Annotated in this window: 21 protein-coding genes; 15 read left to right on the plus strand and 6 right to left on the minus strand. The window is 32.8% G+C overall.

Translation table 11 applies throughout. The features are described from left to right. Window positions 1–132: 132 nt before the first annotated feature. From BOW57_RS03050 to BOW57_RS03085, 8 genes are all read left to right on the plus strand, one after another. A complete protein-coding gene (locus BOW57_RS03050; RefSeq protein WP_129023758.1) occupies window positions 133–480 on the plus strand; it encodes a winged helix-turn-helix domain-containing protein in 348 nt (115 codons plus the stop codon). Between the two features lie 208 nt (window positions 481–688). Continuing rightward, window positions 689–2,689, plus strand: a complete 2,001-nt coding sequence (locus BOW57_RS03055; protein WP_129053002.1) for a TonB-dependent siderophore receptor — start codon at window positions 689–691, stop codon at window positions 2,687–2,689. A 19-nt stretch (window positions 2,690–2,708) separates the two neighbouring features. Further along, window positions 2,709–3,305, plus strand: coding sequence for a molybdopterin-dependent oxidoreductase (locus BOW57_RS03060; RefSeq protein WP_164973661.1), 597 nt, complete (start codon window positions 2,709–2,711; stop codon window positions 3,303–3,305). A gap of 289 nt (window positions 3,306–3,594) precedes the next feature. Then, entirely contained in the window at window positions 3,595–4,470 is an 876-nt protein-coding gene (locus tag BOW57_RS03065) for an ABC transporter permease (protein ID WP_089054317.1), read from the plus strand. 88 nt (window positions 4,471–4,558) lie between these two features. After that, a complete protein-coding gene (locus tag BOW57_RS03070; protein WP_089058422.1) occupies window positions 4,559–4,807 on the plus strand; it encodes a DUF3098 domain-containing protein in 249 nt (82 codons plus the stop codon). A 96-nt stretch (window positions 4,808–4,903) separates the two neighbouring features. Then, window positions 4,904–5,701, plus strand: a complete 798-nt coding sequence (locus tag BOW57_RS03075; protein WP_089054319.1) for an undecaprenyl-diphosphate phosphatase — start codon at window positions 4,904–4,906, stop codon at window positions 5,699–5,701. Continuing rightward, window positions 5,701–6,387: a tRNA pseudouridine(55) synthase TruB gene (gene truB / locus BOW57_RS03080; RefSeq protein ID WP_089054320.1), complete on the plus strand. Its 687-nt coding sequence runs from the start codon at window positions 5,701–5,703 to the stop codon at window positions 6,385–6,387. The genes BOW57_RS03075 and truB overlap by 1 nt, the downstream gene beginning before the upstream one ends. A gap of 53 nt (window positions 6,388–6,440) precedes the next feature. Next, window positions 6,441–7,739, plus strand: coding sequence for an Ig-like domain-containing protein (locus BOW57_RS03085; RefSeq protein ID WP_129053003.1), 1,299 nt, complete (start codon window positions 6,441–6,443; stop codon window positions 7,737–7,739). 370 nt (window positions 7,740–8,109) lie between these two features. On the opposite strand, the gene BOW57_RS03090 is transcribed toward BOW57_RS03085, so the two are convergent. Beyond that, window positions 8,110–8,727, minus strand: a complete 618-nt coding sequence (locus BOW57_RS03090) for a thioredoxin family protein (protein ID WP_089054322.1) — start codon at window positions 8,725–8,727, stop codon at window positions 8,110–8,112. 185 nt (window positions 8,728–8,912) lie between these two features. Between BOW57_RS03090 and pyrH the strand changes: the two genes are divergently transcribed. From pyrH to BOW57_RS20825, 4 genes are all read left to right on the plus strand, one after another. Then, entirely contained in the window at window positions 8,913–9,620 is a 708-nt protein-coding gene (gene pyrH / locus BOW57_RS03095; RefSeq protein WP_129053004.1) for a UMP kinase, read from the plus strand. A gap of 134 nt (window positions 9,621–9,754) precedes the next feature. After that, on the plus strand, window positions 9,755–10,318 hold the full coding sequence (gene frr / locus BOW57_RS03100) for a ribosome recycling factor (protein ID WP_089054324.1): 564 nt from the start codon (window positions 9,755–9,757) through the stop codon (window positions 10,316–10,318). Between the two features lie 118 nt (window positions 10,319–10,436). Next, entirely contained in the window at window positions 10,437–11,834 is a 1,398-nt protein-coding gene (locus BOW57_RS20820) for a DUF5686 family protein (RefSeq protein ID WP_241687368.1), read from the plus strand. Window positions 11,835–12,259: 425 nt separating this feature from the next. Beyond that, window positions 12,260–12,931 carry a hypothetical protein gene (locus BOW57_RS20825; protein ID WP_241687369.1) on the plus strand — a complete coding sequence of 224 codons (672 nt, stop codon included), beginning with the start codon at window positions 12,260–12,262 and terminating at the stop codon, window positions 12,929–12,931. A gap of 197 nt (window positions 12,932–13,128) precedes the next feature. On the opposite strand, the gene BOW57_RS03110 is transcribed toward BOW57_RS20825, so the two are convergent. From BOW57_RS03110 to BOW57_RS03125, 4 genes are all read right to left on the minus strand, one after another. Further along, window positions 13,129–15,399: a cation:proton antiporter gene (locus tag BOW57_RS03110; RefSeq protein WP_129053005.1), complete on the minus strand. Its 2,271-nt coding sequence runs from the start codon at window positions 15,397–15,399 to the stop codon at window positions 13,129–13,131. Between the two features lie 214 nt (window positions 15,400–15,613). Further along, window positions 15,614–16,333, minus strand: coding sequence for a LytTR family DNA-binding domain-containing protein (locus BOW57_RS03115; protein WP_129053006.1), 720 nt, complete (start codon window positions 16,331–16,333; stop codon window positions 15,614–15,616). After that, complete coding sequence (locus tag BOW57_RS03120) at window positions 16,296–17,057, minus strand: sensor histidine kinase (protein ID WP_089058414.1); 762 nt, start codon at window positions 17,055–17,057, stop codon at window positions 16,296–16,298. The genes BOW57_RS03115 and BOW57_RS03120 overlap by 38 nt, the downstream gene beginning before the upstream one ends. A 90-nt stretch (window positions 17,058–17,147) precedes the next feature. Then, entirely contained in the window at window positions 17,148–17,477 is a 330-nt protein-coding gene (locus BOW57_RS03125) for a multidrug efflux SMR transporter (protein ID WP_089054330.1), read from the minus strand. A 179-nt stretch (window positions 17,478–17,656) separates the two neighbouring features. Between BOW57_RS03125 and BOW57_RS03130 the strand changes: the two genes are divergently transcribed. The 3 genes from BOW57_RS03130 to rpoN all read left to right on the plus strand — a co-directional run bounded on the left by BOW57_RS03130 (window position 17,657) and on the right by rpoN (window position 23,436). Next, entirely contained in the window at window positions 17,657–20,026 is a 2,370-nt protein-coding gene (locus BOW57_RS03130) for an RND family transporter (RefSeq protein ID WP_129053007.1), read from the plus strand. 410 nt (window positions 20,027–20,436) lie between these two features. Continuing rightward, window positions 20,437–21,882, plus strand: a complete 1,446-nt coding sequence (gene asnS, locus BOW57_RS03135; protein WP_129053008.1) for an asparagine--tRNA ligase — start codon at window positions 20,437–20,439, stop codon at window positions 21,880–21,882. Window positions 21,883–21,975: 93 nt separating this feature from the next. After that, window positions 21,976–23,436 (plus strand): RNA polymerase factor sigma-54, encoded by a 1,461-nt coding sequence (gene rpoN, locus BOW57_RS03140; protein WP_129053009.1) that lies wholly within the window; start codon window positions 21,976–21,978, stop codon window positions 23,434–23,436. 200 nt (window positions 23,437–23,636) lie between these two features. Here rpoN and BOW57_RS03145 read toward each other — a convergent pair whose 3' ends face one another. Next, a complete protein-coding gene (locus BOW57_RS03145) occupies window positions 23,637–24,074 on the minus strand; it encodes a hypothetical protein (protein WP_089054334.1) in 438 nt (145 codons plus the stop codon). Between the last annotated feature and the right edge of the window lie 17 nt (window positions 24,075–24,091).

Genomic DNA, 24,091 nt, shown 5'->3' on the forward strand with positions numbered 1-24,091 from the left:
AATTAAGTAAAAATACTTATGTTTGTAATAACAATACTTAGTTAACGCGTTTTTAATTGTTTATTTTTTAATAATAGAAGAATACTATTACAGTAAAAACAATTATTTTTACAAGGATATATTAAGAATGAAATGGGTAATGATAAAAAATATTCTATTGAAGTACGACTTTGGATTGAAGAAGCTGAAGGTCCGTTTTTAGGTATTGGAAAAATCTGGCTTTTAGAAAATATTCGCAAAACAGGCTCTATAACAAATGCTGCCAAGGAGATGAAAATGGCATACAGACAGGCTTGGCAGTTGGTTGAAGAAATGAATCAACGAGCTCAAAGTCCGTTAGTCGAAAAATTATTGGGCGGAAAAGGCGGCGGCGGTGCAAAATTGACTGATGCCGGAGAAAAGGCAATTGCAGTTTTTTATGAAGTAGAAAAACGCATTAAAGATTTTGCTGAAAAAGAAACTCAAAATTTGAAGTTTTAAATAGCTTCAATTTCATAGATCGTTTTCATTGAAATTCACAAATATGATTTTGGTCATAATTTAAATGTGTAGAAATTGCTTTTTTTGTCGTGCAAATCAGTATTCCTGAAAAAACACACTGAATTTTTATTTTAAAAAACATACAAACCAAAACAAATTTCTTAATTATCAGTATTCATTTTAAAACATACTGAAAAATCGTATCCTTATGAAACTAAAAATTATCGCCTTTTTACTCTTTCCGCTAATCGGATTTTCACAGCAAAACAATTCAACGCCAACAGATTCCATAAAACCATCAAACGTTTTTATGCTGGGAGAAGTAATTGTTACCAATCATCAAAATAAAGACACTTTAAACAGAGTAACTTCAAAAACAATGGTTTCTCAAAATAAAATGGATGTTTCGAGAGCTTTAAATATGCTGCCAGGGATTACATTAACGGCTTCTGGACCACGAAACGAATCGATGGTTTCTGTACGTGGTTTCGATTTAAGACAGGTTCCAGTTTATATGGATGGTATTCCAGTTTATGTTCCTTATGACGGTTACGTTGACTTGGCAAGATTTACCACTTTCGATTTGGCAGCAATTGATGTTTCAAAAGGATTTTCGTCTGTACTTTATGGTCCCAACTCACTTGGAGGCGCTATAAATTTAGTTTCTAGAAAACCTTCTCAAAAATTAGAATATGACGGCTCACTTGGAATGATTAATGAAAATGGCTATAAAGGAAACCTCAACATTGGTTCTAACATTGGGAAGTTTTATTTTCAGGGCGGGTTTTCTTATTTGGATAGAAACTCAACTAGAATGTCATCTAATTTTGTTCCAACAGCAAATGAAAACGGAGGACAAAGAGACAATTCATATCGCACGGATCAGAAAATCAGCTTTAAAATTGGATGGACTCCAACTGAAAAAAGCGAATATGCGATTGGCTACATAAATCAGCAGGGCGAAAAAGGAAATCCAGTTTATACAGGAAGCGATCCTTTAAACTCTCTTTTACTAAAACCTCGCTACTGGCAATGGCCAAACTGGGATAAAGAGAGTTTTTATTTCATCTCAAATTCAAATTTTGACGACAAAAACAGCTTAAAAACAAGGTTATATTTTGACCGTTTCAAAAATACTCTTGACAGTTATGATGATGCAACTTATACGAAACAAACTAAACCGTATGCTTTTCAAAGCATTTACAACGATTACACTTACGGTGGAAATCTAGAATACAACACGAAATTTATTCCAAAAAATGATTTGAAAATTGCTTTTCATTTTAAAGAAGATGTGCACCGCGAAAACAATCTTGGTGAACCAGTTCGTCATTTTATAGACAATACAGTTTTGGTAGGAATTGAAGATATTTATAAAGTGACTCCAAAATTTACTGTTATTCCGGGTGTCAGCTACAACATAAGAAAAAATACTGAAGCAGAAGATTACAACAGTACTACAAAAGTAATTTCAGATTATCCATCTGCTGGTGCGAGTGATGCTTTTAACGCTCAAATTGGATTTTTTTATCAGTTGAATGAAGCGCAGAAATTGGGCGCAACAGTTTCGCAGAAAACAAGATTTGCAACAATCAAAGATCGTTATTCGTATAGAATGGGAACTGCAATCCCAAATCCAGACTTAAAACCTGAAAAAGCGGTAAATTACGAATTGAATTATACGGCGGGACTTTTTAATAAAGTTACTTTTCAGACGGCGCTTTTCTACAGCAAACTTTCTGATGCGATCTTAAATGTAAGCAACGTTCAACCTGGAAAATCTCAAATGCAGAATTTTGGTGAAGCAGAATATCTTGGAGTTGAGGCTCAAATAAACTATGAAATCTTATCTAATTTGTCGCTTAATGTAAACTACACTTATATTGAACGAAACAATATTACAAATCCGAATATTCATTTTACCGATGTTCCAAACACAAAGGTTATGGGAACTTTAGAATATAAGCCGATTAAAATATTGCGCTTAATTGCTAATTCTGAATTTAACTCATCTCGTTTCAGCACGAGCTACGGAGCAAGAGTTCCAGATTACACACTTTTGAACTTTTACGCTTCGGGCAAAATAGCTAAAAATTTCAGCATCGATGCGGGAATTAATAATATCTTCGATAAAAACTATTGTCTTGTTGAAGGTTATCCTGAAGAAGGACGCAACTTTTTTGTAACACTTCGTTTTTTCAATAACTAAACCTAAAAAATAATTTTATATGAAAACTCAAAATTATATTCTCGTACTTCTTATTGCATTTTCATGCGCAATGTGCAATTCGTCTAAAAAGGAAAAAGAAGATTCGATTGCAACAGAAAAGGTATCTAAAACTGACAACGATAAACATCCTGTTCTTACGCCGGCTGACAGTTTAAAAATGGTAAATCACACTATTGAAGTAAAAGGCGATGTCGAATTTCCACTTCAATTAAGTGTTGATTCTTTAAAAAAGATGAAGGTGGTAACTATTGATAATTTCAAAGTTGTCTGCCAAAGCGGCGAAGTTAAAAAAGACAACAAAGTCTGCAAAGGCGTGCTTTTGAAAGATATTTTAGAGAAGGCAAAAATCAAACAAGACGGACATAAGGATCGCAATTTTTATATTGTGGCACGAGCTTCTGATGATTACAAGGCCACTTTTTCATGGGCAGAGATTTTCAACAATCCAACCGGAGAAAATGCTTTCGTTCTTTTTGAGGAAAATGGAAAACCACTGAAAAGCGGCGAAATGATTGCTATTTGCAAAAATGATATTAAAACTGGACCTCGACATGTTTACTGGCTTAAAAGTATTGAGGTTTATAGAGTTAAATAAGGTTCTTAGATACTAAGATACTAAGTTACTAAGATTCTGAGGCTGAAAGTTTTTCTAATATTTAGCCGCAAAGTTCGCAAAGCTGATCTAAAAAAGCTTTGCGAATTTTTTGTTATCATCAAAGTAAACCATAATGCTCTTTCTACTTAAATAAACAAAAATTTTACGCACTTTGCTGTTAAATAAACTTTTATTCAATATGGAATTGTACATTTATGGTATAAAAGTTCGTTAATAACTTTAAATAAAGAAATTCTTTATTATTTTTACCACATAATTTAAGCAAACTATGAGTTCTAACTTTGATAAATTTCAAAAACGCAGGTTAATTTCCTCTTATTTTTCGGTAGTATTAAGTGTATTTCTAGTATTATTCCTTTTGGGAGTATTAGGATTATTTATTATTAATTCTAAAAAACTGGCAAACGATTTTAAAGAAAAAATTGCCATGACAGTTTTCTTTAAAAATGAAGCAAATGACAGCGTTATCAAAGCATTCAATACAGAATTAAAAAGAGCGCCTTTTGCGAGATCTTATGCTTACGTTTCTAAAGAAAAAGCAGCAAAAGAACATACTGATATTATTGGAGAAGATTTCCTGACCTTTTTAGGAGAAAATCCTTTATTGAATTCATACGACATTCACTTAAAAGCAGATTATGTTGAAAGAGACAGCATTTTGCAAATCGAAAGCAGTTTACGCAAAAACACCATGATCGAAGATATTGTTTACGACAAACAATTGGTAAATCTGGTAAATGATAATATCAAGAAAGTAAGTATGTGGATTTTGATTATCAGCGGTTTCCTAGCGGTAATTGCGGTTTTATTAATCAACAGCTCATTGCGTCTTTCTATTCACTCAAACCGTTTTATTATCAAAACCATGCAAATGGTTGGTGCAACCAAATCGTTTATTCGTAAACCTTTTGTAATGCGCAGTGTAAAACTAGGAATGCTGGGTGCTGGATTGGCAATTATTGCCTTAATTGGACTTTTATTCTACGTTGAAACTAATTTTCCTGGTTTAGGAATTTTAGAAGATAAAGCTTTAATTGGATTGGTTTTATTGGCCGTTTTTGGATTAGGAGTTTTAATTACTTGGGTAAGTACACATTTTGCAACGCAACGTTTCTTAAATTTAAGAACTGATGATCTTTACTAATTTTAGAACAAAAAGACTTTCATAAACTTAGTTCAGAACAACAAAATAAACAAACCTCTAATTACTTAAAGGTTCAAAAAAAATAAAAATGAAAAACAATAATACAGAAGAAACTCCAAAACACGAATTCCTTTTTGACAGCGTTAATTACAAAATCTTATTGATCGGAATTGCTGTTATCGCTTTAGGTTTTATTTTAATGTCAGGCGGAGGAAGTCATGATCCAAATGTTTTTAATGAAGATATTTTTAATTTCAGACGTATTCGTTTAGCTCCAACTACCGTTTTAATTGGTTTTGGAATTACGATTTATTCTATTTTCAAAAAATCAAAATAGACAACTTAGACATCTTAGACAACTTAGATCTTTAGAATATTCTTTTCTAAAAAAATCTAAGAACTCTAACATTCTAATAATCTAACAATCTAATAAATGAATACATTACAAGCTATCGTTCTTGCCATTATTGAAGGAATCACAGAATTTTTACCTGTTTCTTCAACTGGACACATGATTATTGCCTCTTCTTTTTTTGGAATTGCACACGACGATTTCACTAAACTTTTTACTATTGTTATTCAACTTGGAGCAATTCTTTCGGTTGTAATTCTATATTTCAAACGTTTCTTTCAAACACTTGATTTTTACTTTAAACTTTTAGTTGCTTTTATTCCAGCCGTTGTTTTAGGTTTATTATTAAGCGATTTTATTGATGGTTTATTAGAAAATCCCGTTACGGTAGCAATTTCTCTTTTAATTGGAGGTTTAATTTTATTAAAAGTCGACGAATGGTTTAATACACCAAACAGTACCGAAACTTCACAAGAAATAAGCTATTTACAAGCTTTCAAAATTGGTTTATTTCAATGTCTTGCCATGATTCCCGGCGTTTCTCGCAGCGGTGCAAGTATCGTGGGCGGAATGTCTCAAAAATTATCAAGAACTACTGCCGCTGAATTTTCATTTTTTCTTGCTGTACCGACAATGTTGGGTGCAACGGTAAAAAAATGTTACGATTATTATAAAGCAGGATTCGAATTATCACACGATCAAATCAACTTATTGATAATAGGAAACATTGTCGCTTTTATTGTGGCGCTTCTTGCTATTAAAACCTTTATTGGATTTTTAACTAAAAACGGATTCAAAGTTTTTGGTTATTACCGAATTATTGCCGGAATCATTTTATTATTGATTCACTTTTTCATTCACCCGCTTACCATTATATAATGACACCTGAAGAATATTTAGACGGACAAGTTTTACTGATAGACAAACCTTTAAAATGGAGTTCGTTTCAAGCTGTCAATAAATTAAAATATCTTTTAATTAATAAAGTCGGCCTGCCCAAAAAGTTTAAAATTGGTCATGCCGGAACCTTAGATCCTTTGGCAACTGGACTTTTATTAATTTGTACTGGAAAATTTACTAAGAGAATTTCTGAGCTTCAAGGTCAAGCCAAAGAATATACTGGAACATTTTATATTGGAGCTACTACTCCATCTTACGATTTAGAGACTGAAATCGATCAGACTTTTCCAACGGAACATATCGATGAAGCACTTATTCATGAAACGGTTAAACAGTTTTTAGGCGAAATTGATCAAAAACCACCAATATTTTCTGCTATTAAAAAAGACGGAGTTCGTTTATACGAGCATGCACGTGCTGGTGAAACTGTCGAAATTGCGAGCAGAAAAACTACAATTCACGAATTTGAAATTACCCGAATAGCTTTACCTGAAATTGATTTTAGAGTAGTTTGCAGTAAAGGAACTTACATTCGCTCTCTTGCTTACGATTTTGGAAAAGCCATGAATTCAGGATCGCATTTAACTGTTTTACGTCGAACTAAGATTGGCGATTACGATGTAAAAAACGCAATTGACATTACACTTTTTGAGGAAAATCTATAACATAATATTTTTTTGATTTTTGTAATTTAGTCGTTTGCTTTAAAATTTACAAAATGAAAAATTTCTTTTTAGCGTTATTTTTAATCTCCGCAAAAGTTTCTTTTAGTCAAACTGCAGGCCAAAAATTTATATCAACTGATATTGATAATTTTTGGAAAGCATACGAAAAGGTTACTTCTACTTCTGACAGTATAAAACAATACCAATATTTAAATGAGTTTTATCTTGATAAAGGTTCACCTGGCTTAAAAAGCCTTATTGAAGTACGTAATTACACTCCAAAAGAATTCCTTAACTCAATTACAAAATATCCAAAATTCTGGAATTCATTAAAAGCAAATACCACAAATGTCAGTAATCTTTATCCTGAAATTGAAACTGACATTCGTAAACTAAAAGAAGCCTATCCAGAATTAAAACCATCGACTATTTACTTTTCAATTGGTGCTTTTAGAACAAACGGAACGATACAAAATGATCGAATTCTAATTGGAAGCGAACTCTCGTTAGCAGATGAAACTACTGTTATCAATGAACTGCCTGAATGGAGACAGCCTTTTTATAAAGAATACGAGCCAAGAAAAAATATTGCTTTATTATGCACGCACGAATATGTGCATACGCAGCAAAAAGAGTTAGTAGAAAACTTGCTTTCTATGTGTTTGTATGAAGGTGTTGCAGAATTTATTTCCTGCAAAGTAACTGGCAAAAAATCTAGCAGTCCTGCAATAGAATTTGGAAAAAACAATCAAGAAAAAGTAATCAATCAGTTTATTGCCGATTTGTATATCATGAGCAATAATTATAACTGGTTGTGGGGTGAAAACAGAAATGATTTAAAAATTAGAGATCTTGGCTATTATATTGGCTATGAAATTTCTGAACGTTATTACAATTCATCCAAAGACAAAGCAAAAGCCATAAAAACGCTTATTGAACTCGATTATCACAACGAAAAAGAAATGGAGCAAATCGTTGATGCCTCAAAATTATTTCCAAAAAGTGTAAAGAAATTAAATCAAGATTACGAAAAACAACGACCAACTGTACTAACAATATCTGGCTTTAAAAACGGAAGTAAAAAAGTAAAATCAGGATTAAGAGATATTACAATTACTTTTTCAGAACCGTTAAACGGCCGCAATACAGGTATTGATTTTGGTCCTCTTGGCAAAGAATTTTGTCCAAAGTTAAGTCCTGAAAGAAATTGGTCTTCCGACAAAAAAACATGGACTTTCAAAGCCGATTTGCTGCCAAACAAAAAATACCAAATCTTAATTACAAGTAATTTCAGAAAGCAAAACGGAGTTAGATTAAAACCGTATTTAATCGAATTTCAAACGGCTGAATAAAAAAAGCACATTACAAATCAAACCGTAATGTGCCACCTCTTTAATTAAAGTAGTGTTATTTCATACGCAATTCCTTTTGAAGTTAATAATGATGAACATTCTTTCCTCCAAATAAAAAGGTCGAAAAAAAATCGTAAAACCTTTCGAATAACTTTTTCATAATAGTGCATTTTTTAATTGTTAGACATTAAATAAACACCTATAAAAAGAGTAAATCAAAAAGTAAATAATAGAAGTGGGATTGCTTTACTAAGATACAAAAATAATACTAAAAAAAACAACTCAAATACATTTTTAAGAGCATTATAACATTTGTTATCAACAAGTTACAAACACCCATTTTAAGATTTTGTTATAAAAACATTCAAAATTAAAGCCTGTCATATTTGATATTCTCCATAATCTGAACCAATTCTTCTTGAACAGAAATTCCTTTATCAGCCAAATACCACAACTGAAGATCTGTTTTAATTTTTTCATCAATTACGCCAAATTCCTTTTTATAGTTTTCCATCAATTCAGATGCTCCTTTTGGTCTTGGTCCCCAATCTGCACGAACAATTCCGGCTTCTTTACAAACAATGATTACTTTAGGTATTGCTCTTCCTCCATTTGTTAAATAATGATCCATCAATTCCGTATTCTCATCACGAAAGACAATTCGAAGATCTATTTTTTTATTCGAATCATGCGCCATTTTATTTAAAATTGGAAGAATCTGAGCCGCATCACCGCACCAGCCTTCAGAAATAACCAGCCAAAAATAATGATTATCTAAATTTTGAAGCTTCGAAATCACTTCTTCAGAAATCTTGACTGTTTTATCCAGTCGATTCATTCTAGCCTCGTTTAACTTTGAATAATTGGTCAAACTTTCAGACTGTTCGTTGCCCGTTGACTTTCCTTCATACAACAAATCAGTGACTATTTTTCGATATTCGGCATAGGAATGGCTATTGAATAATGCTTTTGCTATAAAGTTTTTCATAAATAATTATTTGATTACTATAAAAATACGGATTTTAAGAAGATACAGAAATGACTTTTATCACATTCCATCGAAAAAAAACAAAACCCGCATAAATTAAAACAAAAGAGGAATTAATTTTTTGTAAACATTATTTTTAAAAATCAGAATATGTCTATATTTGCACAAATTAACGCAACACAAACATGAAATATAAAAGAATTCTTCTAAAACTTAGCGGCGAGGCCTTAATGGGTGATTTACAATACGGAATTGACCCTAAAAGATTAGGCGAATATGCAGACGAAATTAAGCAGATTCACGCAAAAGGAGTAGAAATTGCTATCGTTATTGGAGGAGGAAATATTTTTAGAGGCGTTGCTGGTGCAAGCGCAGGAATGGATAGAGTACAAGGCGATTATATGGGAATGCTTGCTACCGTAATTAACGGAATGGCTTTGCAAGGCACACTTGAAGACAAAGGAATGAAGACGCGTTTACAAACGGCTTTGAAAATGGAGTCTATCGCAGAACCATATATTAAAAGAAGAGCTGACCGTCACCTTGAAAAAGGCAGAATTGTAATTTTTGGTGCCGGAACTGGAAATCCATATTTTACAACTGATACTGCAGCAGTTTTAAGAGGAATCGAAATTAATGCAGATGTTATCCTAAAAGGAACTCGTGTTGATGGTGTATACGATTCTGATCCAGAAAAAAATGCATCAGCGGTAAAATTTGATATGATTTCGTTTGATGATGTTCTTAAAAAAGGACTAAACGTAATGGATACAACAGCTTTTACATTAAGCCAGGAAAATAAATTACCAATTGTTGTTTTTGATATGAATAAAATAGGAAACCTATTGAAAATCTGTGAAGGCGAAAACATTGGAACTGTAGTAAACGTTTAAGCTGCTTTAGATTGTTAGATTGAAATTCTAATAATCTTCAAAAACAAAAAAATAAAATTATATTAGTTAGTAAATTAAATGATCTGTTTTTAATCTCAAATCCAATCGTTTAAAAATCTAAAAAAATAAAAAAAATGACTGAAGAAATCGATTTTATATTAGAAAGTACTGAAGAATCAATGAACGGTTCTATTGCACACTTAGAAAAAGAATTTCTAAACATTCGTGCAGGAAAAGCTTCTCCAGCAATGTTGGGAAGTGTTTTTGTAGATTATTATGGTTCAGCAACTCCCCTTTCACAAGTTTCAAAAATCAGTGTTCCTGATGCAAGAACAATTACTTTACAGCCGTTTGAAAAAAACATGCTGCAGGTTATTGAAAAAGCAATTATGGTTGCTAATATTGGTTTTAACCCAATGAATAACGGAGATGTAATTATCATAAGCGTACCGCCTTTGACTGAAGAGCGTCGTCGTGATTTAGCAAAACAAGCAAAATCAGAAGCTGAAGATGCTAAAATTGGTGTTCGTAACGTACGTAAAGATGCTAATAACGAAATTAAAAAATTAGAAAAAGACGGAACATCAGAAGACATTTGTAAATCTGCTGAAGAAGAAGTTCAAAATCTAACAAATACATACATTAAAAAAATTGATGAATTATTGGCTGAAAAAGAAGCTGAAATCATGAAAGTGTAATTGTATTTCATAACAAAATAAAATCCGTTTGGTTAAATTTTACCAAACGGATTTTTTTATTCTTATTTTTGCATACTTAAATGACATATTTTTCGTTTTTGAATCTATATTATTCTCTATGAGGCTATTTTGCTTATTGACTTTACTTTTTACGCTTAGCATACAGGCGCAAGTTCAAATAAGCGGTATTGTAACTGACTCAAACAACAAAGCACTTCCGTTTGCTACAATAACTACTTCAAACAACAGTAATACAATTACGGATGTAGATGGAAAATTTATTTTTAACATTGACTCAAAAACGGGAAATTTTACTGTTTCATACATTGGTTTTCAAACTAAAATCATAAGTATTACAGAAAATAAAAAATTCTATCCAATTTCGTTATCTCAAAAAACGGATGCTTTACAGGAAGTAATTGTTTCAAATGAAAATCCTGCTTTAACGATTATTAGAAAAGTAATCGCCAATAAAGACAAAAACGATCCGCAGAAAAAGCTCAGCAGTTTTGAATACAAAACCTACAACAAACTGCTCGTTACTGCAAATCCTGATTCTATCGACGGAAGAATCGATTCTTCTGCTGTTTACAAAGACTTTAATAAAAAGAAGATCAACATCGATTCATCTGATTATAAGTTTAAAGAAATCATAAGCAAACAGCATTTGTTTCAAACTGAAAAAGTATCGCAATATCAATTTGGAGAAAACAAGCTGAAAGAAACAGTTTTGGGAACTAAAATTGCAGGTTTTAAAAACCCAATTTACGAAGTTCTTGCTTTTAACCTGCAGTCTATATCTATTTACGACAATAAATACGAGCTGTTTGAAACCAAATATGAAAATCCAATTTCGAGATCAGCACCTTCAAATTACAATTACAAACTGCTTGACACAGTAAATATAAAAGGCAGAGAAACTTTTATGATTTATTTTAAAAACAAGCAAAAAAGAAAAGCTTCTGGACTAGAAGGTGTATTATACATTGACGCAGAAAACTTTGGTATTGCCAAAGCTGTTATGCGTATAAAAGGCGTTTTGGACATTAGCGGAATTCATGAATTTGAATATGTTCCAAACGAGAAAATATGGTTTCAGAGCAACACCACTTTTAAAATTGTAAAAGGGAAAAATGATGATGATATCAAGATTCTTGGTGGAACGATTCAGTTTGACGGAGATGTTGCAGACAATTACGAACCGCGAAAAAAAACAGCTTCAGATTTTACGTATTTGCTTTCTGAGAGTAATAATTTTGACGTTCATTACAATACAAATTCCTCTATAAAAAATCCTTCGCTTTATATCGAAATTAAAGACGATGCTAATAAAAAACCTGAAAGTTTCTGGAATGAATACCGAAAAGACAGTTTAGATCTAAAAGGTCAAAAAACATATCAATTACTCGATAGTTTATCTGTAAGCAAGAGAATTGAAAAACGTTTGGGACTTGGACGAAAAATCATAAATGGTTATCTGCCAATCGGGCCAATTGATCTTGATTTAAAAAAATAATCAGTTACAATAACTACGAAGGTTTCCGACTTGGACTTGGCGGTATAACAAACGATCGTTTTTCTAAAAACTTCAGAATTGAAGGATATACTGCTTATGGTACAAAAGACGGCGCTCTTAAATACAATTTAGGAGTTGGCGTTTTACTGGATAAAAGCACCAATACATGGCTAAATGGATCTTATACTGATGATGTCAGGGAAATTGCGAGTACCTTTTTTGCTGTTGATAAACGGGTATTTAAAATCTATGATCCAAGACCAATCAACATTAGTACATTTTATAAATACGACAGCTGGAAAGCAAACGTTCAAACTAAAATTATACCTAAAACAGAAGCTGTATTTGAATTATCAAGAAGTTTTGTTGAACCCAAATTTGATTATCTCTTTAATTACAACGGTCAGCTGTACTCAAGTTACGTTATGACAACAGCAATGCTCTCGATTGTTTGGGCTCCATTTAGTAATTTTATGCAGACGCCGACTGGAAGAAATGAATCTGATAAAAAGTTTCCAAGATTTACTTTCCAATTCACGCAATCTTTACCAAATGTTTTAGATAACGATTTTACTTTTGGAAAAATAGATTTTAAAACGGAGTACGAAAAACAATACTTAAACGGTCAAAAAACCAGTGTTTTACTGCAGGGAGGTTATGCAATTGGCGATGTTCCGATTACGCATTTATACAATACAATGCCGAATAACTTAACTAAAGAAACCGTAATTCAGCGTATTACTTTTGCAGGTCGAAACAGTTTTGAAACCATGTTTTTTAATGAGTTTTTCTCTAGTCAATATGTATTCTTTCAGGTTAAACATGGTTTTGATCGAATCAAGATTATGAAAAAAGTACGTCCTTCTTTGGTTTTAGTGACGCGAATGGCTTGGGGAAATATGGAAAATCCTGAACAGCACGTAGGACCAACTTACAAAACATTAGACAAAGGCTTTTTTGAATCGGGAATTGAGTTAAATAAAATTTTCAAAGGATTTGGTTTAGGCGGATTCTATCGTTATGGACCAAATCAACTTATGAAGTTTGAAGATAATATAGCCGTTAAGATTTCTTATGTGATTGATTTGGGGCTATAAGATTTCAATTTCACCTATTATTTGTCATTTCGACCAAAGGAAGAAATCACACTCGTAAATCGACAAAGATTGGCGATTTTCTTTGCGGAATTTCTAGTGTGATTTCTCCCTTCGGTCGAAATGACAAAAGAAAAAAATCCCAAACTCCAATCGTAAAATTGGAGTTTGGGATTTCTAAATTGTAATTTCTAAAAAAATTATGGCTTCAAAATCAAAACTGAAGGCGTGTTATTAAGCCAAGTACTTTGAGATTCTATTAGTTTTTTCCAGCTGTCTAAACTAATAATCATTAAATTCTGGCTTTCAATAAACTCTTTTTTAATTGTTCTGTCATGCATAATCATAATATGATTTGGGGCAATTTGTTCAATAGATCGAATCGTTTCTTGAATCTCGCGAGTATTTTTTACATCACCACTGGCATCCAAAACTGTAATCTGTGAACCATTATTATTGATTAATTTCTTAGCATATTCAATTAAAAAAGCATCTTCTTTACTAAAAACTGGCATAAAAATCTGGTTTACCTCTTCTAAATCTTTATCGATAAGTATACCAACCGGCATTTTAGTTTTGGCAATAATATGACGCGTTCTTTCATCAAAAGGAGAATTCTCAAACAATCCTTCTTTTCCTGTAAATTTATCTATTAAACGATCGGGATTTACTATTCGAGTGGTAAAACCAAGTATTTTCCCCAGTAATGTACCTTCAAAAATAGACTGACCTAAACCAACTAACAATAAATCATATTCACCTTGGTTTGCTGAATCAATAATCTCGGCATCAATATCATTGGTAACTTTAAAAACACTTACCATATTCTGATTCAAACGCTGAGATTCTTCAACTACCGGCACTAACATTTTACGTTCATGATCTTTTATATCAAACGAATGTATTTCTGTACTCAATGATAAATGCATCGCTGTTACGATCGAATTGTCGCCCTGTTTCTTAACCAAACTATTTGCGATCTTCAGTAGTTTCTTTCCTCTTTCAGGAGTTGCAAACGATAATAAAATCTTGTATTTGCTTTTATTTCCAATTTCCTGCGGTACGATTGTTTCTTTATCTTTAAATATAAATCCGATAAAATCTAAAGCCGGACCAGTCATAAAAGTTGTTACTAGAGCCATAATTACCATCATGGTAAAAATCTCTGTAGATAAAACACCAAGATCGTAACCAATGTTTAACACTACCAATTCCATTAAGCCACGAGTATTCATTAAAGCTCCAATAGCCAAACTATCTTTCCAGTTTTGCCCTACGAACTTTGCAGCCAATGCACTTCCAAAGAATTTTCCAACAACCGCAACCGCAATAATCAACCCTGTAATTTTCCATAAAGCAGGATCGTTCAACAACCCAATTTGAGTACGCAGACCTGTAAACACAAAGAATAGTGGCAATAATACAATTATAGAAACGTCTTCGACTTTCTCAATAAATATATTTCTGAACTTATTATTTTCCGGCATAATAGCTCCTGCTAAAAAAGCGCCAAATAAAGCATGAATACCAATTAACTCTGATGCATACGCAGAAATAAGAAGGGTAATAAAGAATATAGCAACAACGGGTTTATTTAAACTTTCTCTTGTTGAATTTAAATCTCCAACACGTTTTAGGAACGGGCGAACAATTTTCAACATTATAATTACGTACAAAATAGCCAGTCCAATAACATATAAAGCACTAGTAAAAGAACCTGCTTTTACGATCGCAATTACAACTGCCAAAATACACCAAGCCGTAATATCATCTGCCGCAGCACAAGTTATGGCAATGGTTCCTAGTTTTGTTTTCTGCATCCCGCGTTCTTGCACAATTCTAGCTAGAACTGGAAACGCAGTAATACTCATTGCAATTCCCATAAAAAGTCCAAAAGAAGCGAACTCAACACCAACTGGCGCAAACGTATGGTAAATGTAATACGCTAAACTTAGTCCTAAGGCAAACGGAATTACAATACTTGCGTGGCTGATAACAACGGCGTCATGTGCTTTATTTTTTAGAACCTTCAAATCCAGCTCCATACCAATAACAAACATGAAAAGGATTAAACCAATCTGGCTTAAAAATTGTAAATTACCTAAAGATTCTTTTGGAAATAAAGCTGCCGAAAACTCTGGAAAATACATTCCTACCAATGACGGCCCTAAAACAATACCCGCAATCATTTCGCCAATTACAGATGGCTGCCCTATTTTTCTAAAAACCCATCCAAACAAACGTGCTGCTAAAATAATAGTAACGATCTGTGCTAATAATATAGCTAACGGATGCTGCAGGTTTTCGACCATTGAATGCAAGAAATCATTCCAATGATTACTTTCGATCTTTTTCTTAACGATATTACGCCCCACTTCAAGCGCTGCGCCTTTTGAAATTACCCAATATATCAGTGCTGTAAAACCGCCGATAATTGTAACGTAAAATAAAGAGTTTTTAATGTTATTCATAACTCGTTCTTTTGATTTATTGCAGCAAATATCAGAACTGAGGTTTAAGTGAAAAAGGAAAACTACAGCTAATTTTCAATGTATGTAACAAGTGGGAAAAACTTTGTAATAAGTTATAAAAATGATTGTCATCCTGAGCGAAGTCGAAGACTTAACAGCCTTCATCGGGCTTCGACTACGCTCAGGATGACAAAAAACAATTTATTACAAATGGCTATAATTTTACTTTTTTCAAAAAATCAGAACGATACGTTTCACTTAAAATTATAGTACTATTTTTATTATTTTCATCCGTATGGTGCAGCACAATTTCATTATGATTAAAGAATTTTATGGCTTTTACGGCTACAATTTCTTTTTTGTTTGCGCGGCAAAAATCGGCATCAGGCAGCTCCTCTAAAAGCGTAGCGAATTTAACATTCTTTAAATTCAAGAAACTTCCATCTGCAAGCAAAACCGTTTTATCACGACTGTCGCTTGAGGCTGTTTTTATATATTGTATTTGATTAAAATAAAGCAGTGTTTTGCCTTTATCTGTATTTAGCTGAACAAACTTTTTAGCTGCATCAGGCTTTTCGAAACGTTCTACAGCTTTTGTAATCGCTTTTTGCAGACGCTCTAATTTTACAGGTTTTGTAATATAATCTATTGCATCAATATTAAAAGCATCGGCCGCATACTCTTTATAAGCCGTGCAAAAAATAACCATTTTATCACTGAGCATTTCGGCCAGATGAAGCCCATCCATTCCAGGCATTTCGATATCTGATATTAATAAATCAAAATCGAGATTCGGAATATCTGATAAAAGTTTCTCTGGATTATTATACGTTTTTACAATTTCGACTTCATGAATTTGTTCACAAAGCATTTTTAAGTACGTTAATCCCGGAAGCTCATCGTCCAGCAGCAAGCATTTCAGTTTTGTATTCAAGGAGATCAATTTTTAAATGAGCAATATAAATATCGTTTTCTACAAACCTGTCCAGTTTGAAATTATTTTTATAAATAATCCTTAAACGATGTTCCAGCGTAGCATGACCAAAACCGCTTCGTTCTTTTTTAAGTACTTTTTTATCTGAGATTTTATTCGAAACCGTCATAAAAAAAGCATTATCACGAAACTCAAAAACAACTGATATAAACGCATCTGCACTTTGCAAATCAGCATGTTTAAAAGCATTTTCAATTAAGTCAATCGAAATTAAAGGCGCCAGCAAAGGCTGATCGTACAATTTATCTTCCTTGTTAATGTTGGTTTTTATCTTTAATTCGAAAAGCGGACTAATCTTGATTTTATTGATTTCGATCAAATTCAATGCAAAATCAATTTCTTCTTTTGCGGTAACAAATTTCTTTTTGCTTTCGTATAAAATATAATCCAAAACATTCGCCAGTTTGTCTAAAGCAAAATAGGTTTGATAAGCATGCGACTGAATTGAATTTAGAATATTCTTAAACAAATGCGGATTCAGTTTTGACTCTAATGTTTCTAACTGTAAATCATTCACCTTAACTTCAAGCGCATAAAAACTCCTTTCAGCATCATCTTTTGCTTTCTTCGCCTGCATTAATTGGTAAATCATAAAACAAATTATGATTATAAGAAGTAAAAGAATCGCTAAAAAAATAAATGTTGTGGTATTGTTTTCCTGCATTTTTAGTTTGTTTTTATGCCACTGATTAAAATGATTTTTTCTCTACTTAAAAAAATCTGTGAGAATCTATGTAATCTGTAGCTTATTTTTTTAATGACTAGAAACGAATTTCAATCCAATAATTGAGGCAATTAATGTTGAAAGGAAAAATATTCTCCAAAAAGTAGCTGGTTCCTTAAAAATTAAAATTCCAACCAGAACAGTTCCAACAGCTCCAATCCCTGTCCAAACCGCATAAGCCGTTCCAATTGGCAGTACCTGTGTTGCTTTATATAATAAAATCATGCTGATCGAAAGGCATACAAAAAAACCAATCATCCAGTAAGTAGACACCATTCCCGCCGTTTCTTTTGCTTTTCCGAGGCATGATGCAAAGCCAACTTCAAAAAGTCCTGCAATAATTAATAAAATCCAACTCATTTTCTTTTCCTTTTAAATTAATTGCAAATATGAGAAAAGCTGATGATTAAACAGTGTAAAGAAAGAAATTTATCACAAAAAACCATATGAATATTTGTGTTAACATTAAGTAAAATACAATCTATTGTTTATGATTTTGAGCACTTTTCACTACATTTGCATCCATTTTTAAAGAATTTATGAAAAACACTATCCAAGTTGGATTTTGGGAAAAACTGGCCCGAATTATACTTAAAAACAGAATAACAATTCTAATTGTACTTTCTGCTTTAACCATTTTCCTTGCTTTGCAATGGAAGAATCTTTCAATGACTTATACCGAAGCAAATCTGCTTCCTAAAGAACACGTTGCAAATAAGGATTATCAAAAATTCCTGGACAAGTTTGGCGAAGAAGGAAATCTTGTAGTAATTGGTTTTAAAGATCCTAAATTTTTTACTCCAAAAAATTATGCCGCTTGGAATGAGTTAATGACAGGTTTAAAAAAATCTAAGGAAGTTGATTTAGTGGTTTCATTAAATGATTTAAAGAAACTTGAAAAAGATACCATTAACGAAAAATTTGTTTTATCCCCGTTTATTGACCAAAGTAAAGCTTTAGATCCAGCTTATTTAAAAACGGTTCAGTATGATTTATTTCATAATTTACCTTTTTACGAAGGACTTTTATTCAATAAAGAAAGCGGCAGTGTTCGTTCTGCAATTTATATCAATAAAGCCTTAGTCAACACAGCTGAAAGAAAGACTTTTATCCTAGAAAATTTAGTTCCGAAAATCGATAAATTCGAAAAAACTACCGGAATTGATCTTCGCGTTTCTGGAATGCCGTATATCAGAACGATCAATGCGGACAATATGAAAGGTGAAATTGGTCTATTTATCGGCGCGGCTTTATTTACCGTTTCTTTGATATTCTTTTTCTTTTTCCGTTCGTTCAGAGCAACATTCATTTCAATTTGTATTTTAATTGTTGGTGTAATCTGGTCTTTTGGAACGCTGGGATTATTTGGTTATAAAATCACGATTTTAACAGCCATTATTCCGCCGTTAATTATCGTAATTGGTATTACAAACTGTATTTTCCTAATTAACAAATATCAGCAGGAAATCAAATTACATAACAATCAGGCAAAAGCGCTGCAACGTGTTATTTCAAAAATTGGAGTTTCGACTTTAATGACGAATTTAACAACAGCAATTGGTTTCGCAACCTTTATGATTACTGGAAATGATTTGCTTTTTGAGTTTGGTCTAGTAACTTCAATCAACGTAATTTCTGTGTATTTATTAACACTTTTTATTGTGCCGATTATATACAGTTTTATGCCGCTGCCAAAAGAAAAACACTTATATCATTTAACTAAAACGTATATTTCAACACTTTTAAATGTTGTTGAAAATCTAGTCAAATCAAAACGTAAAATAGTATATATTGTTTACGGCTTACTTTTGGTTTTTAGTGTAATTGGAGTTTCGCAGATGAAAGTTTCGGGAAGTTTAATTGGTGAGATGCCAAAAAGTGCTTCTTTCTTTAAAGACATTTTATTCTACGAAAAAGAATTTAACGGAGTAATGCCGCTTGAAATTATGATTGACACCAAAAAGAAAAAAGGTGTTATGAAAGCGTCAACCATTCGCAAAATGGACGAATTGCAAACTACAATTGCAGAAATTCCAGAATTAGCAAAACCCGTTTCAATTGTGAATTTAGTTAAATATTCAAAACAGGCTTTCTACAACGGAAATCCTGAATATTATCAATTACCAACTTCGCAAGAACAGGCTTTTATTTTGAGCTACGCCAAAAACGCGACCAAAAACAGCAAAGAAAACCTAATGAAAGCTTATGTTGATTCGACTGGACAATATGCGAGAATCACTACTTTTATGAAAGATATTGGTACTGATGAAATGGCGAAAGTCGAGAAAAAATTACATACTAAAATAGATGAAATTTTCCCGAAAGACCGTTATGAAGTTACCGTTACCGGAAAAGCATTGGTTTTTCAAAAAGGAACATCGTATTTAGTAGATAATTTAATTGAATCACTGATTTTTGCAATCGCAGTTATCGCCATATTGATGTTGTATTTGTTCAGATCATTTAAAATGGTAATGGCATCTGTAATTACTAATATTTTGCCACTTTGCATTACATCTGGATTGATGGGCTATTTTGGAATTCCGTTAAAACCGTCAACTATTCTTGTGTTTAGTATTGCATTTGGAATTTCGGTAGATAATGCCATTCAGTTTATGGCAAAATACAAACATGATCTGCTTCAAAGCGGCGGAAAAGTTAAGAAATCAGTTTTCAGTGCTTTAAGAGAAACTGGAATCAGTACTTTCTATACGTCAGTAGTTTTGATTCTAGGTTTTGCGACTTTTACATTATCAAGCTTTAGCGGAACTATTGCACTTGGAGGATTAATTTCTTGCACTTTGGCTTTTGCAATGTTTGCAAATTTAGTTGTATTGCCTTCATTGGTTTTGACTTTTGAGAAGAAGAAAACTAAGAAAGAGGAATTATTGGAGAATTTGGAGAAATAAGGTTTTGTTTGCCACGAATTCACTAATTGGCACAAATTAAAAATAAAAAACCTTTATCAAAGGTTGACACACAGTTTGTCATTTCGACGAAGGAGAAATCTTCGCAAGTAGCTCCGCACTGCAATTCCAAACTTTGTCGAGTTTCTTACGAAGATTTCTCCTCCGTCGAAATGACAATAATGAGAGAAAAACTAAATTTATAAAACAGCTCTCCTTAAAACGAGTGCCGTAGCCCTGATCGAAGCGGCATCCTTTCTATTTTTTCTTTAAAAACATAAAGATACAGCAGAAAGAGAGCAGGACACGAGCTAAAAGCGAATTGACGAAGTAAACAGCTTCAAAAATTAATTATTATCGTTTATATTTGCAGTTGTTGAAAAACAAATAATTTAATATCAATATTATATAAAATGAAACACACAAAGGTTAAAGACTTATTAAACAGTACGACGACGCTACAGGAAGTGAATGCAAAAGGATGGGTGAGAACTTTTAGAAATAATCAGTTCATCGCGCTTAATGACGGTTCTACAATTAATAATATACAATGTGTTGTTGATTTTGAAAATACGCCGGAAGAAACTTTAAAAAGAATCACAACTGGAGCTGCGGTTTCTGTAATTGGAACTTTGGTGGAGAGTAAAGGCGCAGGTCAGAAATATGAAATTCAAGTGAACAAACTTGAAATTCTTGGAGATTCTGATGCTGAGAAATTCCCAATGCAGCCTAAAAAACACTCTTTAGAATTTTTACGTGAAAACGCTCACTTGCGTGTACGTACAAATGCTTTTGGTGCGATTATGCGTGTGCGTTCGGTATTGTCATTTGCGGTTCACAAATATTTTCAGGAAAAAGGTTTTGTGTATGTAAACACGCCAATTATTACTGGAGCTGACGCTGAAGGTGCTGGTGAAATGTTTCAAGTAACATCTTTACCTTTGGATAATCTTCCAAAAACAGAAGAAGGAAACATTGATTTCAAAAAAGATTTCTTCGGAAAACATACAAACTTAACGGTTTCTGGGCAATTAGAAGGTGAAACTTTTGCAATGGCTTTGGGTCAGATTTATACTTTTGGACCAACGTTCAGAGCAGAAAACTCAAACACTTCTCGTCACTTGGCAGAATTCTGGATGATTGAGCCGGAAGTTGCTTTCAACAACCTTGATGACAACATGGATTTGGCTGAAGATTTTATTCAGTATGTAATTAAATATGCTTTAGACAATTGTGGAGATGATTTAAAATTCTTAGAAGGAAGACTTCTTGAAGAAGAAAAATCAAAACCACAAGCTGAAAGAAGCGAAATGGCTTTATTAGAGAAATTGAACTTCGTTTTAGAAAACAACTTCAAACGTGTGTCTTATACGGAAGCAATTGACATTTTAAGAGATTCAACTCCAAATAAAAAGAAGAAATTTCAATATATCATTAACGAATGGGGCGCTGATTTACAATCAGAACACGAGCGTTATTTGGTTGAAAAACACTTTAAATGTCCGGTAATTTTATTTGATTACCCGGCAAACATCAAAGCGTTTTATATGCGTTTGAACGACAACACAGAACCAGGAAGAGAAACGGTTCGTGCAATGGATATCCTTTTCCCTGGAATTGGAGAAATCGTTGGTGGTTCTGAAAGAGAAGAGCGTTACGATGTTTTAATCGAAAAAATGAAAGCTTTAGAAATCGATGAAGAAGAATTATACTGGTATTTAGACACCAGAAGATTTGGATCAGCAACGCATGCAGGTTTCGGTTTAGGATTTGAGCGTTTGGTATTGTTTGTAACAGGAATGACAAACATTAGAGACGTAATTCCTTTCCCAAGAACTCCTGGAAGCGCAGAATTTTAAAAAAAGTTTAATCGGTTAATCGTTCATTCGGTTAACCGATTTTCACGAAGAAACGAATTGACGATTAAACAAATAAACGATTAAACAGTATAAATGCTAAAGCAATTTTTAAATTTAAAATTATCACAAAAATTATCTCCACAGCAAATTCAGCTGATGAAGTTAATTCAATTGCCTACGCAAGCTTTTGAACAGCGTTTATTAGAAGAAATGAACGAAAATCCGGCTCTTGAAGCTGGAAAAGAAGACGAATACGAAGCCGATGAATTTGCCAATGAAGACTACGATGATTATGATGATGCAGAATCTGACAGAATCGAAGCTGATGACATTAATATTGACGAATATTTAAGCGACGACGATACGCCTGATTATAAAACTCAGGTGAATAATTACAGTGACGATGAAGAACGCGAAACGCCTTTTGCTTCGCCAATTAGTTTTCATCAGGATTTAATCAATCAGCTGAATACTTTTATTTTGAACGATGAAGAACGCGAAATCGCCGAATTCCTTGTTGGAAGTATTGATGATATGGGTTACATCCGCAGAAGCGTTCCAGATATTGTAGACGACATGGCTTTTACTCAGGGAATTTATACTGATGAAGCGATGGTCGAAAAAATGCTGACTGTAATTCACGAACTTGAACCTTCGGGAGTTGGAGCGCGCGATTTGCAGGAATGTTTATTATTGCAATTAAAGCACAAAACACCAACAGAATACGTTGATTTGGCGATCGATATTATCGAAAATCAGTTTGATGCTTTTACGAAGAAACATTACGATAAACTTTTACAGAAATACAGCGTTTCGAACGAACAGCTTAAAAAAGCGATTCACGAAATTGAAAGACTAAACCCAAAACCGGGCGGATCTTTTACAGGAAATAATAAAGTCACTGAAAATGTAGTTCCTGATTTTGCCATCAGAATTGTTGACGGCGAATTGGAATTGACTTTAAACGGAAGAAATGCTCCTTCTCTACACGTTTCTAAAGATTATCAGGAAATGATGCAGACGTATAAAGATTCTCGTGATAAATCATCTGCGCAGAAAGATGCGGTTCAGTTTATCAAACAAAAACTGGATTCGGCTAAATGGTTTATCGACGCAATCAGACAACGTCAGGAAACGCTTTTTGTAACGATGAATGCAATTATGCATTATCAGGAAGAATATTTCTTAGATGGCGACGAAACCAAACTAAAACCAATGATCTTAAAAGACATTGCTGATATGGTTGGTTTAGATATTTCGACAATTTCACGTGTTGCCAACAGTAAATATGTTGAAACACCTTACGGAACAAAACTGATTAAAGAATTCTTTTCTGAAGCCATGAAAAATGAACAAGGAGAAGATGTTTCAACTTTAGAAATCAAAAAGATTCTTAAGAATACTATTGAAGAAGAAGACAAAAAGAAACCGCTTCCAGACGATCAATTGGCTGAAATTTTAAAAGAAAAAGGATATCCAATCGCAAGAAGAACAATTGCAAAATACCGCGAACAATTAGACATTCCTGTAGCAAGAATGAGAAAGAAAATTTAATTCTTTTATTTAAATAAGTTCATTTAAAATAACAAACCCGACATTTTTTAAAACTGTCGGGTTTTGTTTTATAAATATTTTTCTAATCTTACAGATTAAGTTTGTCAGGCTGAGCAAAGTCGAAGCCCTTTTCCATTAAACGAGCCTTCGACTTCGCTCAGGGTGACAAACATTTTAACAACGTCTCAGAGAACGTTAATTTATTTATATTGATCTGGTAATATTTTCACGTTAAACAAGAACGTCTTCTTTTTATCGCAATAACTGTAAATCAAAGTATAATCATTGTCTCTAAAAACTTGCAGTCCCGTATTTGCTTTTGCGGTACTTAAGAGGCTTTTTTCCATTTCTACTTGTATTACATCAACTTCAGCAGTTACTTTTTCTACATTCAACAGTGTCAAATTATACTGAACAACTCTTTCTTCAGGTAAACTTACGCTGTCGAGACGAATCCCTTCTTGAATTTTCAACGGGCAGTTTTTATTGTATTTTTCAACTAACGTTGTTATTTCTGTATTTACTTCATCTGCCTTTTCAGAAAGAAAAAATTGAAAATAAACAGCCAGAGCTATCGCAATTCCAATTATAACTAATAGTATGATATTCTGTTTTCTTTTACTTTCTTTTTCCTTCATGTTTATAAAGCTTAAAT

The sequence above is a fragment of the Flavobacterium sp. YO64 genome (assembly GCF_004119505.1).
GTDB lineage: Bacteria > Bacteroidota > Bacteroidia > Flavobacteriales > Flavobacteriaceae > Flavobacterium > Flavobacterium oncorhynchi.

Bases quoted from the DNA above. Each gene is read 5' to 3' on its own strand.
- BOW57_RS20820 (WP_241687368.1), top strand. From the start codon at position 10,437: ATGAGGCTATTTTGCTTATTGACTTTACTTTTTACGCTTAGCATACAG.
- BOW57_RS03065 (WP_089054317.1), top strand. From the start codon at position 3,595: ATGAGTTCTAACTTTGATAAATTTCAAAAACGCAGGTTAATTTCCTCT.
- BOW57_RS03050 (WP_129023758.1), top strand. From the start codon at position 133: ATGGGTAATGATAAAAAATATTCTATTGAAGTACGACTTTGGATTGAA.
- BOW57_RS03145 (WP_089054334.1), bottom strand. From the start codon at position 24,074: ATGAAGGAAAAAGAAAGTAAAAGAAAACAGAATATCATACTATTAGTT.
- asnS (WP_129053008.1), top strand. From the start codon at position 20,437: ATGAAACACACAAAGGTTAAAGACTTATTAAACAGTACGACGACGCTA.
- BOW57_RS03075 (WP_089054319.1), top strand. From the start codon at position 4,904: ATGAATACATTACAAGCTATCGTTCTTGCCATTATTGAAGGAATCACA.
- BOW57_RS20825 (WP_241687369.1), top strand. From the start codon at position 12,260: ATGACAACAGCAATGCTCTCGATTGTTTGGGCTCCATTTAGTAATTTT.
- BOW57_RS03130 (WP_129053007.1), top strand. From the start codon at position 17,657: ATGAAAAACACTATCCAAGTTGGATTTTGGGAAAAACTGGCCCGAATT.
- BOW57_RS03055 (WP_129053002.1), top strand. From the start codon at position 689: ATGAAACTAAAAATTATCGCCTTTTTACTCTTTCCGCTAATCGGATTT.
- BOW57_RS03125 (WP_089054330.1), bottom strand. From the start codon at position 17,477: ATGAGTTGGATTTTATTAATTATTGCAGGACTTTTTGAAGTTGGCTTT.
- pyrH (WP_129053004.1), top strand. From the start codon at position 8,913: ATGAAATATAAAAGAATTCTTCTAAAACTTAGCGGCGAGGCCTTAATG.
- BOW57_RS03085 (WP_129053003.1), top strand. From the start codon at position 6,441: ATGAAAAATTTCTTTTTAGCGTTATTTTTAATCTCCGCAAAAGTTTCT.
- rpoN (WP_129053009.1), top strand. From the start codon at position 21,976: ATGCTAAAGCAATTTTTAAATTTAAAATTATCACAAAAATTATCTCCA.
- BOW57_RS03060 (WP_164973661.1), top strand. From the start codon at position 2,709: ATGAAAACTCAAAATTATATTCTCGTACTTCTTATTGCATTTTCATGC.
- BOW57_RS03070 (WP_089058422.1), top strand. From the start codon at position 4,559: ATGAAAAACAATAATACAGAAGAAACTCCAAAACACGAATTCCTTTTT.
- truB (WP_089054320.1), top strand. From the start codon at position 5,701: ATGACACCTGAAGAATATTTAGACGGACAAGTTTTACTGATAGACAAA.
- frr (WP_089054324.1), top strand. From the start codon at position 9,755: ATGACTGAAGAAATCGATTTTATATTAGAAAGTACTGAAGAATCAATG.
- BOW57_RS03110 (WP_129053005.1), bottom strand. From the start codon at position 15,399: ATGAATAACATTAAAAACTCTTTATTTTACGTTACAATTATCGGCGGT.
- BOW57_RS03120 (WP_089058414.1), bottom strand. From the start codon at position 17,057: ATGCAGGAAAACAATACCACAACATTTATTTTTTTAGCGATTCTTTTA.
- BOW57_RS03090 (WP_089054322.1), bottom strand. From the start codon at position 8,727: ATGAAAAACTTTATAGCAAAAGCATTATTCAATAGCCATTCCTATGCC.